Genomic DNA, 15778 nt, shown 5'->3' on the forward strand with positions numbered 1-15778 from the left:
CGAACTAGCTGGTGGTGCGGTGGAACCGACCGGGGCTTGCCTGATCCCGCGGCTTGACGATGATCTGATCGAGGTTCACATGTGACGGCCGCGACGCGACAAAACCGATGATCTCGGCGATGTCCTGCGCCACCAACGGTGTGATTCCCTCGTACACCTTGTCGGCCTTGTCCTGATCGCCCTCGAACCGGACGAGTGAGAACTCCGTCTCGACGGCTCCCGGCGCGATTTCGGTCAGTCGAACGGGCTTACCCAACAGTTCACCGCGCAATGTCCGATGAAGGACGGCTTGAGCGTGTTTGGCGGTGGTGTAGCCCGAGCCGTTGTCGTATGCCTCCAGCGCGGCCACCGAGGTGATGGTCACGACCAGACCGTCACCCGAATCGATCAGCTTGCGCAGCAGTGCCTTCGTCACACGCAACGTACCCAGAACATTGGTCTCCCACATCCACCGCCAGTCGTCCAGATCGGCGTCCAGGACTGTTGCCAGACCCTTTGCACCACCCGCGTTGTTGACCAACACGTCGACACGGGGGACCACGGCCGCGAACGCGTCGACGGAATCCTCGTCTGTGACGTCGAGTTCGAGAGCTGTACCACCGATTTCCTCGGCGATCTTCTCGAGACGATCGACGCGGCGAGCACCGATCACGACGTGGAATCCCTGAGCGGCCAGGGTGCGGGCGGTGGCCTCACCGATTCCGGAGCTGGCTCCGGTGACTACGGCGATGCGGGCATCGGAAGAAATGGTCATGATGCAATCGTAGGGCTAGTCGGCGGCATACTCTGCCTCCCGTTCGATGGATTCGATGTGACGACGCGGTACCTTGACCGGGCCAGGGGTGTAGGTGACGGCGCGCAGCGCGCCGCTGTACCGGAATGGTCCGTGGCGTCGTCGTACTTCCCACGACACAGGTCCTCTGGCGTCGACCCCGACCGAGATGCCGGTCCACGGCGCCATCCCGACCAGTTGTACTTGCCCGAGCAGTTGGCCCGCGTGAATGCCGTCGACGCTGACGTGGAGATCCCAACGCAACCGCGGTAACACCGCCACGGACACGTCGATTCGCTTGGTGCCGACCGGCAATGGCCCCGCATCGACCACGGAGTAGGAACCGAAGGCGTTGTATCCGAGATGCAGGTTGCCGTCCTCGACGTAGAGAAGATATCCACCTTGTGGATCCCCATGGGCGACAAGGACGCCGGCGTCGCCTTCGCGGTAACCGTCGAGTTCGATCGTGATGTCGAAGTCACGGAACCCGATCAGTTTGGATGAGCGGTAGCGCTCCAGTGGGGGCGTTCCCGCAAGTAGTCGCACCGGGCGTGAGAGTGCCTCCTCCTCCGGACGGCGAACCGCGCCGACGGTATTGCCCAGTAGAGGAAACACGGTGTTCGCCCACGCCGAGTGGTCCCAGGCCTCGGCGAGTTCGCGAACCTTGTCGGGAAACCGTGATGCGAGGTCGTCGAGCTCGGTCGGGTCGGCTCGGACGTCGAACAATTGCCAGTGCGGTTTGTCGATGTCAGCTGGAGCGAGCGCCAGCAGTTTCCATCCGTCCTTGTAGTAGCCGCGGATTCCGGTCACCTCGGTGTACTGCTCGGTGTGGGTACTCGGAGCGGTGGGTGAACGCAGAACCGGCGCGCTCGACGCGCCGTCGAACTCCTTGACAGGCAGCCCGTTTCGCACGGTGGGGGTTTCGATTCCGGCCAGTTCGAGAAGCGTCGGCGTCAGGTCGGTGACATACGCGAACTGGTCGCGGATCCCGTTGTCGCCCGCTTCGGGTTTCAATCCCGCGGGCCAGGACAGGAGGAAGGGAACACGGATCCCACCGGCAAAGGATTGCCCTTTGTAGAACCGGAAGGGGGTGTTGGACGTCTGCCCCCATCCACGTGGATAGTGCACGCCCAATTCAGGTCCGCCGATGAGGGATTCGTCGTGTGGGACATCGCCCACCCAGTCCGGATCCTGAATATGTGCGAACTGCGCGAAGTAGCTTCGAGTCCCGTCCGAACCGCCCTCGGCGGTGCCGCCGTTGTCCGAGGTGAAGACGATGATCGTGTTGTCGAGTTCGCCCAATTCGTCCAGGGTGTCGACGATGCGTCCGACGCTCTGATCGATCGAGTCGACCATCGCCGCGTACACCTCCATGTAGCGGGCGAACCGAGACTGCACCTCCGGCGTGAGCGAATCCCATTCGGGCACGTCGAATCCGGGTTCGGAGTTACGCGGTGCCTGTCGTGTCCCCTCCGGAAAGAGTCCCTGCAGTAGCTGAGAGGCGAACCGCGACTCGCGGATTCGATCCCAGCCCTCGTCGTAGCGACCGCGGTATTTCGCCTGATCGGCGGGCTTGGCCTGTAAGGGTCCGTGCATGGCGACGTGTGCGAAGTAGAGAAAGAACGGCTTGTCCTGATCGTGGGCGCGAAGGTCCTTGATGTACCCGACGGCCTTGTCGGTCAGATCGTCGGTGAGGTAGTAGCCCTCGGGATACTCGTCGACGTCGACCACAGAATTGTCGGAGATCAATTGATTGGGGTAATAGAAGGAATTGAGTCCTTCGAGTGAGCCGTAGTAGCGATCGAATCCACGCTGTGTCGGCCAGGAATCACGACTTCGTCCCGGGGCGAGGTTTGCGTCGCGCACGAGATGCCACTTGCCCACCGCATAGGTCGCATAGCCTGCGCCGCGGAGGATTTCGGGGAGTGTCTGGACGTCGTCGGCCAATTCCAGACGCAGTCCGGGGTATCCCGGATCGGCGTTGGCAACAAATCCGTACCCGGCGCGGTGCGGATTGAGGCCGGTGAGAAGCGCGGCGCGCGACGGCGAGCAGAGGGGCGTCGTGTGATAGTTGGTCATTCGAATGCCCTGCGAGGCAAGGCGGTCGAGGGTGGGAGTCTCGATCTCGGAGCCGAACGGTCCGATGTCGCTGTATCCCATGTCGTCGATCAGAACCACGACGATGTTGGGTGATCCGAGAGGCGGGGTCGTGGCTGTGGGCCACGCCGGGGTCGAATCGGCTGCGGTGCGGCCGATTCGACCCTCGAAGCCTTCGTAACCGCGCGCGTGCGGCGGAAGGGCGGAATCTGCGTGAGTCATGAGTTGTTCGAGGCACCTTCTGCCGCAACTGCACCTTCGATAACCGAATACTCGGAAGCGTTGCCGGCGATACTGCGGCTTCGTTCCCCATGAATGTTGACCGGGATGTCGCCGGCAAGTGTGATGCGCTCCAGACGCCGGTACTGGTCGTCGTAGTCGGCGATCGCGTAATGCTGGGTGGCGCGGTTGTCCCAGATCGCGACGTCACCCGCTTCCCAGTTCCAGCGCGTCGTGTACTCGAGCTTGATGGCGTGATCCTGCAAGAGCTTGAACACACCGTTCGACTGTTCGGTGCTCAACCCGACGAAGTTCTTGACAAAATGTCCGAGGACGAGCGTGCGTTCTCCGGTTTCGGGGTGGACACGCACCACGGGGTGCTCCGTCTCGAAGTACGTGGACTGGAACTCCTCGCGGTAGGCGGCCGTGCGATCTTCGGTGAGACGCTCGGCGCTGGTGGCCGCGTAATCGTAGACGTTCGTGTGGCGAGCCCAGAGGTTCTCCGCGAGCGCCTTGAGTGGATCCGGCAGTCCGTTGTACGCGGCTACCCCTGACGCCCACGTCGTCGAACCGCCGTATTCGGGTAGCTGCACCGCGCGCAGGATCGACGCCTTGGGGATGCGGTCGACGAAGGTGACGTCGGTGTGCCAACTGTTGGCCTTGCCCAGGTCCGAATCGATGGGCAGAACTTTTGCGCCGTGCGACTTCACCGTGGGGTGGGCAGTGGTCGGGGTGCCCAACAGCTGGGCGAACTCGTACTGCGAATCGTTGTCGAGGTGGTTCTGTCCGCGGAAGAAGATCACCTTGTGTTCGAGAAGCGCCTGTCGGATGAGTGAGATCGTCGCCGGATCGAGGTGCTCGCCGAGAGTGATTCCGTCGATTCGGGCGCCGATATGCGCGCCGAGGGGGGTGACAGTGCCGCGAGCGGCGCCGGCAGCCGCCCCGTTCGTTGATGCCGCGTCCGTGAGGGTCGGCTTGGCGAAAGCTGTAGACATGGTGCACCTTTCGTGGGGAGTGCACCCACCCAAACACGCGAGAATCCGCCTCGACAGGGTTGTGGTCAGTGTGATCGTTACCGCACCTGATTTGTGAATCTCGGTGAAGCTGCTACTTTTGGAGCCATGTCGACCGACCAGCCTGCCGCTTTGCGGGTCACCTATGTGACCGCTGCGCTTGGTTCGCGTCTGCCCTTGGCGCGAGAGCTGTGTTGTCGCCGCCGTTCTTTCTGCAGCTAATTTCTGCGCCTTTCCTGTCTTTCTCTTCGCTTGACCAGCGCAAAAGCTGATTTCGCGGTCGACAGAGATATGCGCCTTCTCCTCCTTCTGCAAGGGACAGCCATGTCGACACCCACCATCTCCGCCATTCCGAACATCCGATCGCGAACCGCGCTCTCGGGAACGCGGGCCCGTACCCAGATCGTCGTGCCCGAACTGCGCATTGCCGACGGACCGTCCGCGACGGTGTTGCGGATTGCTCGATCCCGCGGACCGCTCTCTCGCGATACCGCGGCGAAAGCGTCCGGACTGAGTATTGCCACCGTGAACCGGCAGGTCACGAGCCTGCTGGACCTCGGGATCCTGCGCGAACGCGCAGACTTGACGGCCTCCGGCGCCATCGGACGTCCGCGGGTTCCGTTCGAGGTCAACCACGAGCCGTACTTGACCGTGGGCATTCATATCGGTGCCGTCGTCACCAGCATCATCGCCAGCGACATCCGCGGGAAGGTGCTCGGCGCCGTCGAGATTCCGACTCCCGCCACCAATTCTGCTGTCGCGCTTGCCACCATTGCGCGCTCGGCCAAATCTTTTGCCTCACGGTGGCACAAGCGTCGTCCACTCGCCGTCGGCGTGGCCATCGGCGGTCGCGTCGATTCGGCGACCGGAGTCGTCGATCACCCGCGCCTGGGGTGGAAGGGCGCCAAAGTCGGATCCATCATCGGAGCCGGCTTGGATCTCCCCGTCTCAGTCGCAGCCCACGTCGAGGCGATGGCTGCGTCGGAACTACTGCTCAGCACCGACCGTGCCGAGGCTCCGACGCCGGGCACTACCGGGCTGTACTTCTACGCCCGTGAAACTGCCGGTATCGCAATCACTTTCGAAGGTCGAGTACACACGCCGTCCAGCGGACCCGGTTCGATCGCGCACCTTCCGACGGGTTCGTCCGCACGGTGCACCTGCGGCGCCGTGGGTTGCCTTGAAGCAACGATCAGTGACCGCGCTGTAGTCGCGCAGGCTTTGTCTTCGGGCGCCGTGATCCAGGGCAGTGAGCGTGTCACGATCGCGGACGTCTACCGGGCTGCGTCGTCGGGTTCCATTCCGGCACACGAACTTCTGGTTGATCGAGCACGCGTCCTCGGCCGGACGGTGGCAATGCTGCGTGACCTGTTCAACCCGGATCGTGTGATTCTGGGTGGTCAGGCATTCACCGACTATCCCGCCGGAGTGCCCCATGTCGCCGAGGCTTTCTCGACGGCATCCTCGTTGGAGCGTAAGGACATTCGAATTACCGGTTTCGGTAATCGGGTCCAGGAATACGCCTCCACGGTCGTGTCACTGAGTTCACTGTTTGCTGATCCCGCTGCGGCCATGCGTCGCGCGTCGGCCGTCTGACTGCGAAGAGGGTAGTCAGAGTTCCGGTCGATCCAAGACTCGCAACCATGATCCGTCGGACTGGCGGCGCGCGACCTGCGTGCGCCCGCCGGTTCCGTCGGAAGGTTTGGTCGAGGTCATGGCGAGGTCGCCGCTGATCACCGTCGGTAGAGATTCCTCGACGGTGAATCTCGGTGCAGCTGCCAGCATCTGAGAGATCACCTCGCGGATGGCTTGGCGACCCACGGTGAGGGATCCGGGCGGGAAGGCCATCACCGCATCCTCCTCGTAGAGTGCGGCGACGGCGTCTGCGTCACCAGCGTTGGCGAACTGCACAAAAAGCTTTGCGATGTCTTCCGGGGTTCCGGCCTTCTGAACGTCATCTGTTGTTGTCATGCTTCCATCGTTCTACCGCACCGGCGATAAGTCCAAGATCTAGTTTGTCTCGCAGCTAGAATCAGCAGTTATGGAACTTCGGCAGCTCGAATACTTTGTCACGGTAGTGGAGGAAGCCAACTTCACTCGCGCCGCCGAGCGGCTTCACGTAGCCCAACCGGGTGTGAGTGCCCAGGTCAAACGGCTGGAACGTGAGTTGGGGCAGGAATTGCTCGATCGTAGTGGTCGAACCGTTTGTCTGACCGACGCCGGGCGAGCTGTCCTCCCGCACGCCTACGCTGCACTTGCTTCCGTTCAGAGCACCCGCGACGCTGTCGATGCACTGAACGGACTGGTTCGGGGTTCCGTTTCGGTCGGGATGGTTACCGCCTGCGCTTCCGCCGACCTCACAGATCTGCTCAGTCGGTTGCACAACAAACACCCCGGACTGGACATTTCGCTGGCCGAGGACGATTCGCGCAGTTTGCTTGCCGGAGTGTTGGACGGAACCTTCGACATAGCCGTCATCGGGGTGGCGGGCGAGCTGCCGGAAGGGCTCGAATCGAGGGTGATCACCGACGAACGACTGGTGGCCGGAGTAGCGGCCGATCATCCGCTGGCCGAGGTGTCGTCTCTGCCGTTTGCCGAACTCGCGACGCAATCGGTCATCTGTCTGCCGGAGGGAACCGGCATCAGGACGTGTCTGGACTTCGCGTGCGCCGCCGCCGGCACCAAGCCGACGGTTGCGCTCGAGGCAAGCAACCTCGGCATCATCGTTTCATTGGCAGCGCAGGGGCTGGGAATGGCCGTGCTTCCGGAGTCGACAGTGGGGGAGTTGCATCGGATCGATCTCGAACCGGAAGCACGATCTCGGCTGGAATTGGTCTGGCGTTCGTCGGGCGGCAAGAATCCGGCGGCCTCCGCTCTCATCGATCTTGCGGGAGCTGTTCCCGCCGAGTGAGTTCGGCCTGCGCCCGATCCAATCCGCCGTGCTCGAGAGCGGCCAACCGTGACCTGTCCTTCCAGACTATGGTGCCGCGCCGGCGGACGATGACCGACATGGTTCCACCGAGATGCTCGAGCGCTCCTGGCACGTTTCGACGCTCGGCAGGTATCGGAACAGGAAGAATGTGTGCGTCGGCGATGGGCGCGGTCCCGTCGATGTCGACGCTCCACTTCCGGCTGTAGCCGCGAAGAGTCCAGCGATCGTCGGACACCGTCGTCTCCACCTGTGACGTCAGCGGATTACCCAGCCGCAATACCGTTCCGTCCGGTAGCGCGGCAACGACGGCGGTGACTTCGGTGCGCAGAGGTCCGGCGCTGACCTGGCCGCCGGCAAACGCCACGCAGGCTCGCGGATCGGTGAACCCCTGTGCCTGTCCCCACCACCAGGATTCCGGGAATCCTCCCTTTCCCCAGTTCTTCTCGCCGTACACCTGTGCCCCGGTGAGATCCCAGTTCTGCCCGTCGATGACGGCGCTTCCCTCGACCCGGCCGCCGAGCAGCCACGGATGCCAGTATTGATTGAGTGCGGGAACTGATTGGAAGTAGCTCGATCCCCCGAAGCGGCGATGCGGCCAGAATCGCTGATTGCTGATCCGCACGTCGAGATGGCTGTCGCCGAAATCGACCTGCAGTCGATCGGCATTGCCGCGGAAAGCGTTGTCGGCGTAGGCCCCCAGGATCCGTGGATCGGCCGATCCGCTCGGATGTTCGGCGGTACGGAGGAATCCGCCTGGATGCGCCGCGAGACCGAGCGTCGACCAGTTGCCGCCGTCGGACTTGTTGATTCCGGCGAGCGCGATCACCACCCGTCCGCTGCCTGGCATCGTGAATCGCCAGAAGTAACCCTCCATCGCAACATCATGGGAGGCAAGCAGATTGCCGTACGGCAGGGTGGCACCCGAGGCGCGGTACGTGGGACGCTTCACGGTCCCAATACTGCCTGTGATGCGGTGACCTGAGCGACGAGGCGGCCTTCGTCGTCGCGAATCTCGGTCACGACCGCGACGGTGCTGCGCCCCGCATGCAGTGGCCGGGCGGTTGCGGTGACCGTGCCCTTGCGCACCCCGCGAGTGAACACGGTCGACGAACTGGTGGTGGAAGTGCTTGCACCGGGCGGAAGATTGAGGAATGCACAGACGGCGCCGACGCTGTCTGCCAGCGTCATCAAGGCGCCGCCGTGCATTCCGTTGCCGGCGGTGGTGCGGTGGCTGTCCCAATCCAGATGGCCGACAACCTGTTCGGGTGCCGCGCTGTCCAACTGAATTCCGGTGTGAACTGCAAAAGGCATGCTCGCGACAAGTTGTTCGAGGTCCATGCCTACCGATGGTAACGAGCCGCCGAAACCTCCGCCGGGACTTCGGTTTATCGAGGGCGGTGACTTCAGAGGGGAAGGGCGGTTTCGGACAGACCTTCCGGCGCGTTGCGGCGACGGAACCACTCGGTGCCGAATGCCGCGGCGAGCTGCTCCGTCGGCATTTCGAGGAACGGGCCGAAATCGCCGACCTGCGTCGCGTGTGCGTACATGGCCGCGCGCTTGGACGAGATCACCGAACTGACATCGACGGCGGTGGTGAGTTGGTCTGCCGGAAGCCCGAACGATTCGATGTCCGGCGGCTGCGCCTCTTCGGTCCACTCGGGGTTGGCCTGCATCAGCATCTTCATGTGATCGCGGTTGGTGGACGCCTCGTAGACGAACGGCGTGCCTGCGAGTTCTGCGGCCCGGACGCCGACATGGTGGACCTGGATGTGATCCGGGTGCCCGTATCCGCCGTTGGGGTCGTAGATGGTCAGGACATCGGCGTTCTCTTCACGAAGAACCTCGGCAAGACGCTCGGCGGCCTTCTCGACGTCGACGTTGCAGAACGCTTCCGGATTCTCGTTCTCGGGCGTACCCACCATCCCCGAATCCGGGTAATGCAGGGACACGACGCGATTGGCGCCCAACGCGTCGGTGGACGCCTCGAGTTCACGGCTGCGGCGCTGAGCCAACGTCTCGTATTCGTCCAACAGGCCGTCGGGGAATTCACCGAGAGCACCGTCGGTAGCGGTGACGACTACGACGCGGTGACCTGCGTCGGCGGCCATTCTCATCACGCCACCCGTAGTGAAAACTTCGTCATCGGGATGGGCGTGGAAACACACCAGGACACTCATTCGCGCAATCGTAAGGCAAGTTACCGACAGGTCAACCCGAGCGCACAGTGAAAACGATTTGTCGAGTCGGCCTCGGCTCTGTGAACCTTGTTCAGTGCACGAGAAGCTGACATGAGCGAATCCACCAACAAAGGCCTGCTGAGTGCCTACCGCGAGATCTTTGCCGCCCCCGGATCGGTCGCCTTCTCAGCCGCCGGATTTGTCGCAAGGCTGCCGATCGCCATGATCGGCATCGGAATCGTGACGATGATCTCGCAACTTCGTGGTGACTACGCGCTCGCCGGCGCGCTCGCCGCGGTTTTTGCGCTCTCGTCGGCGATCATCGCGCCCGCGGTCTCTCGTGCGGTCGACCGCTTCGGCCAGCGTGCGGTCCTGCCGATTGCCGCAGCCGTGAGCGTCACGGCGATCGGGGCGCTCTTGCTCGCAGTGCGGATGGAAGCTCCCGATTGGCTGCTTTTCGTTCTGGTCGTCCCCGGCGGCGCCACCCCGACGATCGGCGCGATGATCCGCGCCAGGTGGGTGGCGATCTATGTCGGAAAACCTCAGCTGCGCACCGCCTTTGCCTTCGAATCCGTGGTGGACGAACTCTGTTTCGTGGCGGGCCCCGTCATTTCGGTCGGCCTGAGTATCGGGCTCTTTCCCGAGGCCGGACCGCTGGCGGGACTGATTCTGCTGGTCACCGGAACCCTGCTGCTGGTCATACAGCGAGGAACCGAACCGAAGGTGCATCCGCGCCGACCCGGCCGCGGACGGTCGGTTCTCGGTAATCACGTGATGTGGATCGTCATCGTGATCATGGTGATGCTCGGAACGATCTTCGGCGTCATCGACGTCGGCGCCATCGCGTTCACCGAGGAACAGAATTCGCCGGGATCGGCGACGCTGGTCCTCGCGCTGTTCGCCGGCGGCTCGGGAATCGCGGGACTGATCTTCGGGTCGATGCACCCGGCGCGATCGCTGCGCGGTCAACTGATGATCGCGTCCTCCGCGGTCGCCGTTCTCAGCGTCCCACTACTCCTGGTCGGAAACGTGGCCGCACTCGCGGGTGCGTACGTGCTGGCAGGCGCGACCGTCGCACCGACGCTCATCATCGCGACAGCCCTGGTCGAACAGATCGTCCCCCCGGAAAAGCTCACGGAGGGAATGACCCTGACGGTCACCGGCCTCGGCGTCGGCGTGGCGCTCGGGTCTGCGCTGGCCGGGCAACTGATCGACCGCTACGGCGTCCCGTCGGCGTACATGCTCGCGGTCGGCGCTGCAGTCGCAGCCTCTATCGTGACGGCATGTCTATTCGTGAAGCCGTCAGCGTCGACGGCACGTCCATCGTCTATCGAGTAACCGGAAATTCGGCGGGGACCCCGCTGGTGCTGCTGCACGGCTGGGCTCAGTCGTCGCAGTGCTGGGGCGAGCAGGTCCTCGCGGACCTGGCTGCGGACTACCGCCTGATCGCTGTCGATCTGCGCGGCCACGGTTACTCCGATGCTCCCGAAACCGGATACGACGACTCCGCGAACTGGGCCGGCGACGTCGCGGCTGTTCTCGCGGCAGAAGGCGTCACCGAGAACGCGATACTGCTCGGCTGGTCGTACGGCGGTCTGGTGATCTGCGATTATCTGGCAGCGCACGGAACCGGTGCGGTGGCGGGTGCGGTTCTGGTCGGTGCGATCACCAGCATCGGCCGCGGTGAGAAGGGCGGCAAGGTCGGCTCGGCGATGCGTAGCGCGGTTCCCGGCGCGATGTCCGAAGATCCCCGCGAGGCGATCAGGGCACTCGGCGCTTTCGGCAACGCTCTCACCGGCCCACCCGAGGGCAAGGGTGCAGCGTCGCAGGCCTTGTTCGGGTACAGCCTCTCGACTCGTCCGCGGGTGCGCGCAGCATTGTTCAACCGTGCTGTCGGTCACGACGACTTGCTTCGCAACCTGGATATCCCCGTTCTCGTTCTGCACGGAACCGAGGACTCCGTCGTCGACGTGAGTGCAGGTAAGCACGCCGAGGAACTGATTCCCAAGTCCCAGGCGTCGTACTGGGAAGGCTGCAATCACGGCCCGTTCGTGGAGGATCCGACACGATTCGTGTCCGAAGTGCGAACCTTCATCTCGAGCCTCGGTTAGAGTTCGCGCCCGGTGAGGGGGCAGTATGGAGTCGTGACGCCCATGCACATTTCGCGCCCTCGCCGGGTGGCCGTTCTCTCGGTCCACACCTCGCCATTGGCGCAACCCGGCACCGGTGACGCGGGTGGGATGAACGTCTACGTTCTGCAATCCGCGATTCAGCTCGCCAAACGTGGCGTCGAGGTGGAGATATTCACCCGCGCGACGTCCTCGGCCGACGCACCCGTGGTGGACGCCGCTCCCGGAGTGCGGGTTCGGAACATTGCAGCTGGTCCCTTCGAAGGGCTGGACAAGGCGGATCTGCCGACTCAACTGTGTGCCTTCGTCGCGGGCGTTCTACGGGAGGAAGCGCGACACGAGCCCGGGTACTACAGCCTGATCCACTCGCACTACTGGTTGTCCGGGCAGGTCGGCTGGCTGGCTCGCGACCGTTGGGGCGTTCCCCTCGTACACACTGCACACACCCTCGCGGCGGTGAAGAATCTTTCGCTTGCCGAGGGAGACACCCCGGAGCCGGCAGCACGTCAGATCGGCGAGCAGCAAGTAGTCGCCGAGTCCGATCGCCTGGTCGCCAACACCACCGACGAAGCCAAGGCGCTGCACGAGTTGTACGGCGCAGATCCCACGCGTATCGACGTCGTGGCTCCCGGCGCCGATCTCACCCGCTATCGACCGGGCGATCGCGATTCCGCCCGCGCGTCGTTGGGGTTGGACCCGGGCGAGATCGTCGTGACTTTCGTCGGCCGCATCCAACCGCTCAAAGCGCCGGACGTTCTGCTGCGTGCTGCAGCCGAAGTGATCAGCCGCAGGCCCGGGTTGCCGCTGCGCATCCTCGTCGTCGGTGGCCCGTCCGGAACTGGTCTCGCGCGGCCGGACGTGCTGATCGAACTTGCACGATCACTCGGTATCACCGCGCAGGTGACGTTCTTGCCACCGCAGGCACCGGAGCGTCTCGCCGATGTCTACCGTGCCTCGGATCTGGTTGCGGTGCCGAGCTATTCGGAGTCCTTCGGGTTGGTCGCCATCGAAGCTCAAGCCTGCGGAACTCCCGTGATCGCCGCCGACGTCGGCGGACTGGGAGTAGCCGTACGCAACGGGGAGACAGGCCTGCTGGTTCAAGGACACCGCACCGAAGACTGGGCCGGCGCCCTCGAATCTTTGGTGACAGCGCCGACGCGCTTGGCCGAACTCGCCGCGCAGGCACCGCGTCACGCCGAGAATTTCTCGTGGGAACACACCGCGGACGGTTTGCTCGAGAGCTATCGCAAAGCCGCAGTCAACTACAACAACGGAACCGGTCCAAGCGACTTCTCGCCCCGCCGTGCGCGGGGTCTGTGGCGTCTGCGCCGGACCGGGGGAGTGCGTACATGAGCAGCATTTCGGACACCATCGAGCAGGCTCTCACCGAGCGCGAACTCGAATTCAACAGAAAAGACGACGCGCATTTCATCGTCGAACTTCCCGGTGAACACAAACTCAAGACGTCGACTCTGCTCACCGTCGGCAATCACGGTGTGCGGGTCGAGGCCTTCGTGTGCCGCAAGGTGGACGAGAATTTCGAAGGCGTCTACAAGTTCCTGCTCAAGCGCAACCGCCGTCTGTACGGGGTGGCGTACACACTCGACAAGGTCGGGGACATCTACCTGGTCGGCAAGATCGCGGAGCATGCCGTGACCGGCGATGAACTCGACCGAGTGCTCGGTCAGGTTCTCGAAGCCGCCGACGGCGATTTCAACGTCATCCTCGAACTCGGCTTCTCCTCGTCCATCAAGCGTGAGTGGGCATGGCGGGTGTCGCGAGGCGAGTCGCTGGCGAATCTCGAACCGTTCAAGCACCTCATCGAGGAGGAGCCCGCGCAGAGCTGATCGAGCGGGGTGAGACACATCGCGGATGTGTCACGTAAAGTGGCCTTTACTTGTGACTGTCGTCACGGAATAATACTGTTCCCGTGAGTCACAGTAAGTTGGTCACACCACCCCGCCGCGCAACTTTTCGAGGAGCACAGTGAGCTTCAAGAGTCCGTTCCCCGACGTTGAAATCCCCAACCTCAGCGTCTACGACTTCCTGTTCGGAAATACCGACCCCGCAGACCTCGACAAGACGGCATTCGTCGAGGGCAGTTCGGGCGCAGTCACCACATACGCTTCGCTGATCGCACAGATCAACGGCGTTGCAGGCGCTCTCGCAGCGCGCGGACTCGCCGTCGGCGACGTGGTCGGGCTGCATTCGCCCAACGTCCCGGCCTTCGGTTCCGTCTTCCACGGCATCCTTCGTGCCGGTGGCGTCGCGACCACGATCAACGCGCTCTACACCGCCGAGGACATCGCCAAGCAGCTCACCGATTCCAAGGCCAAGTTCCTCTTCACCGTCTCGCCGCTCCTGCCTCAGGCAAAGGCAGCTGCTGACCTGGTCGGTATCCCGGCTGAGAACGTCTTCGTGCTCGACGGTGCCGAAGGCCATCTGTCGCTGCGAGATCTGCTCGGCGAGGGCGCAGCGGCGCCCGAGGTCTCCTTCGATCCGGCCACCCAGCTCGCGGTGCTGCCGTACTCGTCTGGCACCACCGGCCGACCCAAGGGGGTCATGCTCACCCATCGGAACCTCGTGGCCAACGTCTGCCAGATCATTCCGCGGATGGGCATCGAGACCGACGACAAGATCCTCGCGGTCCTGCCGTTCTTCCACATCTACGGCATGACTGTCCTGCTCAACGCTGCGCTCTACCGCCGCGCGAGCCTCATCACGATGCCGAAGTTCGATCTCGTCGAGTTCCTGCGGATCGTCGCCGAGCAGAAGTCGACGTACATCTTCGTCGCACCGCCCGTTGCCGTCGCGCTGGCAAAGCACCCGCTCGTCGATCAGTACGACCTCTCGAGCGTGCACACCATCTTCTCCGGTGCGGCCCCGCTCGACGCGGCGCTCGGCAAGGCCGTCGCCGACCGGTTGAACTGCCACGTCCGCCAGGGCTACGGCATGTCCGAGATGAGCCCGGTCTCGCACGCGATCCCCTTCGATCGTGACGACATCGCCCTCGACACGTGCGGTCCGACCATCGCCAACATGGAATGCAAGCTCGTCGACCCCGGAACGGGCGAAGAGGTCGCGTACCCGGCTCTCGGCTCGGACGGCGTCAGCGAGCCCGGCGAACTGTGGTGCAAGGGCCCGAACATCATGCTCGGCTACCTCGGCAACGACCAGGCCACCAAGGACACCCTCGACGACGACGGTTACCTGCACACCGGTGACATTGCGACCGTCGACGGCGACGGCGTCGTCAAGATCGTCGACCGCCTCAAGGAACTGATCAAGTACAAGGGCTACCAGGTTCCCCCGGCGGAACTCGAGGCCTTGCTGCTGACCCACCCGCAGATCGCCGACGCCGCCGTGATCGGCGTGCTCGACGCCGAGGGCGAAGAGGTCCCGAAGGCATTCGTCGTGCTCCAGGACGGCGCCGAGTTGACCGAAGCCGACGTGATCTCGTTCGTCGCCGAGCGCGTCTCGCCGCACAAGAAGGTTCGCCAGGTTTCGTTCATCAGTACCGTGCCGAAATCCGCGGCCGGAAAGATCCTCCGCAAGGATCTGCGAACTGCGGAAGTAGCCCCGAGCTGATTTCCGGACAGGGTTGATCAAGAAGGGTTCCGGTACTCGTGCCAGGATGAACGCCATGAGTATCGGAACCCTGGTCCTGCTCCGCCACGGCGAGAGCGAATGGAATGCACTCAATCTGTTCACCGGCTGGGTGGACGTACACCTGACAGACAAGGGCATGGCCGAGGGCAAGCGCGCCGGCGAACTGCTCGCCGAGCACAACCTGTTGCCCGACGTTCTCTACACGTCTCTGCTGCGCCGCGCGATCAGCACGGCCAACCTCGCACTCGACGCCGCCGATCGCCACTGGATCCCGGTAGTGCGCGACTGGCGTCTCAACGAGCGCCACTACGGCGCTCTGCAGGGCAAGAACAAGGCGCAGACCAAGGAAGAGTACGGAAACGAGCAGTTCATGCTCTGGCGTCGTAGCTACGACACCCCGCCGCCCGCCATCGAAGCCGGCAGCGAGTACAGCCAGGACACCGATCCTCGGTACGCGAACCTCGACGAGGTTCCCTTGACCGAGTGCCTGCTCGACGTCGTCAAGCGTCTGATCCCGTACTGGGAGGACACCATCTCCCAGGAGCTGCTCGCCGGCCGGAACGTGCTGGTCACCGCACACGGCAACTCGCTGCGTGCATTGGTCAAGCACCTCGACGGCATCTCGGACGAGGACATCGCGGGCCTGAACATCCCGACCGGAATCCCGCTGCGTTACGACCTCGACGAGAACCTGAAGCCGCTCAATCCCGGCGGCACCTACCTGGATCCGGAGGCCGCAGCTGCCGGCGCCGCCGCGGTGGCGAATCAGGGCGGAAAGTAGCAACCCGATGATGTGCGTCGAGGCCCCCCGAACAGTGTTTTCGGGGGGC

Annotated in this window: 15 protein-coding genes; 8 read left to right on the forward strand and 7 right to left on the reverse strand. The window is 63.7% G+C overall.

All coding sequences use genetic code 11. The features are described from left to right. Window positions 1-4: 4 nt before the first annotated feature. From RA302_RS08045 to RA302_RS08055, 3 genes are read right to left on the reverse strand one after another with little or no spacing between them, the layout of a single operon-like run. Window positions 5-754 carry an SDR family oxidoreductase gene (locus tag RA302_RS08045; RefSeq protein ID WP_338480105.1) on the reverse strand — a complete coding sequence of 250 codons (750 nt, stop codon included), beginning with the start codon at window positions 752-754 and terminating at the stop codon, window positions 5-7. 15 nt (window positions 755-769) lie between these two features. After that, complete coding sequence (locus tag RA302_RS08050) at window positions 770-3091, reverse strand: arylsulfatase (RefSeq protein WP_047889772.1); 2322 nt, start codon at window positions 3089-3091, stop codon at window positions 770-772. Next, window positions 3088-4083 carry a TauD/TfdA family dioxygenase gene (locus RA302_RS08055; protein WP_338480109.1) on the reverse strand — a complete coding sequence of 332 codons (996 nt, stop codon included), beginning with the start codon at window positions 4081-4083 and terminating at the stop codon, window positions 3088-3090. Before RA302_RS08055 ends, RA302_RS08050 begins: the two co-directional genes overlap by 4 nt. Before the next feature lie 342 nt (window positions 4084-4425). Here RA302_RS08055 and RA302_RS08060 point away from each other — a divergent pair, with 342 nt between their 5' ends. Continuing rightward, on the forward strand, window positions 4426-5697 hold the full coding sequence (locus RA302_RS08060; RefSeq protein ID WP_030535514.1) for an ROK family protein: 1272 nt from the start codon (window positions 4426-4428) through the stop codon (window positions 5695-5697). Window positions 5698-5712: 15 nt separating this feature from the next. On the opposite strand, the gene RA302_RS08065 is transcribed toward RA302_RS08060, so the two are convergent. Beyond that, the gene (locus RA302_RS08065; RefSeq protein WP_019744400.1) at window positions 5713-6072 is read right to left on the reverse strand and encodes a nuclear transport factor 2 family protein; all 360 of its coding nucleotides are present in this window, start codon (window positions 6070-6072) and stop codon (window positions 5713-5715) included. Window positions 6073-6142: 70 nt separating this feature from the next. Here RA302_RS08065 and RA302_RS08070 point away from each other — a divergent pair, with 70 nt between their 5' ends. Next, window positions 6143-7012 (forward strand): LysR family transcriptional regulator, encoded by an 870-nt coding sequence (locus RA302_RS08070; RefSeq protein ID WP_030535513.1) that lies wholly within the window; start codon window positions 6143-6145, stop codon window positions 7010-7012. On the opposite strand, the gene RA302_RS08075 is transcribed toward RA302_RS08070, so the two are convergent. The 3 genes from RA302_RS08075 to RA302_RS08085 all read right to left on the reverse strand — a co-directional run bounded on the left by RA302_RS08075 (window position 6978) and on the right by RA302_RS08085 (window position 9210). Next, a complete protein-coding gene (locus RA302_RS08075) occupies window positions 6978-7982 on the reverse strand; it encodes a tocopherol cyclase family protein (protein ID WP_338480113.1) in 1005 nt (334 codons plus the stop codon). The two genes, RA302_RS08070 and RA302_RS08075, sit on opposite strands and share 35 nt — an antisense overlap. Then, window positions 7979-8371, reverse strand: coding sequence for a PaaI family thioesterase (locus RA302_RS08080; protein ID WP_003942017.1), 393 nt, complete (start codon window positions 8369-8371; stop codon window positions 7979-7981). The genes RA302_RS08075 and RA302_RS08080 overlap by 4 nt, the downstream gene beginning before the upstream one ends. 65 nt (window positions 8372-8436) lie before the next feature. Further along, window positions 8437-9210: a PIG-L family deacetylase gene (locus tag RA302_RS08085; protein ID WP_019744397.1), complete on the reverse strand. Its 774-nt coding sequence runs from the start codon at window positions 9208-9210 to the stop codon at window positions 8437-8439. 111 nt (window positions 9211-9321) lie between these two features. On the opposite strand from RA302_RS08085, the gene RA302_RS08090 reads away from it, so the two are divergent. The 6 genes from RA302_RS08090 (at window position 9322) to RA302_RS08115 (ending at window position 15729) form a co-directional block, all read left to right on the forward strand. Next, window positions 9322-10548 carry an MFS transporter gene (locus RA302_RS08090; protein ID WP_069146217.1) on the forward strand — a complete coding sequence of 409 codons (1227 nt, stop codon included), beginning with the start codon at window positions 9322-9324 and terminating at the stop codon, window positions 10546-10548. Further along, window positions 10494-11321 carry an alpha/beta hydrolase gene (locus RA302_RS08095; RefSeq protein WP_020906763.1) on the forward strand — a complete coding sequence of 276 codons (828 nt, stop codon included), beginning with the start codon at window positions 10494-10496 and terminating at the stop codon, window positions 11319-11321. The genes RA302_RS08090 and RA302_RS08095 overlap by 55 nt, the downstream gene beginning before the upstream one ends. Before the next feature lie 42 nt (window positions 11322-11363). Continuing rightward, a complete protein-coding gene (mshA, locus tag RA302_RS08100; protein ID WP_019744394.1) occupies window positions 11364-12692 on the forward strand; it encodes a D-inositol-3-phosphate glycosyltransferase in 1329 nt (442 codons plus the stop codon). Then, window positions 12689-13186, forward strand: coding sequence for a YbjN domain-containing protein (locus tag RA302_RS08105; RefSeq protein WP_060939281.1), 498 nt, complete (start codon window positions 12689-12691; stop codon window positions 13184-13186). The genes mshA and RA302_RS08105 overlap by 4 nt, the downstream gene beginning before the upstream one ends. A 139-nt stretch (window positions 13187-13325) precedes the next feature. Continuing rightward, window positions 13326-14927: an AMP-binding protein gene (locus RA302_RS08110; RefSeq protein WP_029254834.1), complete on the forward strand. Its 1602-nt coding sequence runs from the start codon at window positions 13326-13328 to the stop codon at window positions 14925-14927. Between the two features lie 46 nt (window positions 14928-14973). Further along, on the forward strand, window positions 14974-15729 hold the full coding sequence (locus RA302_RS08115; protein WP_003941992.1) for a phosphoglyceromutase: 756 nt from the start codon (window positions 14974-14976) through the stop codon (window positions 15727-15729). Window positions 15730-15778: the final 49 nt, after the last annotated feature.

Source organism: Rhodococcus sp. DN22, from assembly GCF_036669995.1.
Lineage (GTDB): Bacteria > Actinomycetota > Actinomycetes > Mycobacteriales > Mycobacteriaceae > Rhodococcus_F > Rhodococcus_F erythropolis.

Coding starts and splice junctions, on each gene's coding strand:
- RA302_RS08045 (WP_338480105.1), bottom strand. CDS start 754: ATGACCATTTCTTCCGATGCCCGCATCGCCGTAGTCACCGGAGCCAGC.
- RA302_RS08050 (WP_047889772.1), bottom strand. CDS start 3,091: ATGACTCACGCAGATTCCGCCCTTCCGCCGCACGCGCGCGGTTACGAA.
- RA302_RS08055 (WP_338480109.1), bottom strand. CDS start 4,083: ATGTCTACAGCTTTCGCCAAGCCGACCCTCACGGACGCGGCATCAACG.
- RA302_RS08060 (WP_030535514.1), top strand. CDS start 4,426: ATGTCGACACCCACCATCTCCGCCATTCCGAACATCCGATCGCGAACC.
- RA302_RS08065 (WP_019744400.1), bottom strand. CDS start 6,072: ATGACAACAACAGATGACGTTCAGAAGGCCGGAACCCCGGAAGACATC.
- RA302_RS08070 (WP_030535513.1), top strand. CDS start 6,143: ATGGAACTTCGGCAGCTCGAATACTTTGTCACGGTAGTGGAGGAAGCC.
- RA302_RS08080 (WP_003942017.1), bottom strand. CDS start 8,371: ATGGACCTCGAACAACTTGTCGCGAGCATGCCTTTTGCAGTTCACACC.
- RA302_RS08085 (WP_019744397.1), bottom strand. CDS start 9,210: ATGAGTGTCCTGGTGTGTTTCCACGCCCATCCCGATGACGAAGTTTTC.
- RA302_RS08090 (WP_069146217.1), top strand. CDS start 9,322: ATGAGCGAATCCACCAACAAAGGCCTGCTGAGTGCCTACCGCGAGATC.
- RA302_RS08095 (WP_020906763.1), top strand. CDS start 10,494: ATGTCTATTCGTGAAGCCGTCAGCGTCGACGGCACGTCCATCGTCTAT.
- mshA (WP_019744394.1), top strand. CDS start 11,364: ATGCACATTTCGCGCCCTCGCCGGGTGGCCGTTCTCTCGGTCCACACC.
- RA302_RS08105 (WP_060939281.1), top strand. CDS start 12,689: ATGAGCAGCATTTCGGACACCATCGAGCAGGCTCTCACCGAGCGCGAA.
- RA302_RS08115 (WP_003941992.1), top strand. CDS start 14,974: ATGAACGCCATGAGTATCGGAACCCTGGTCCTGCTCCGCCACGGCGAG.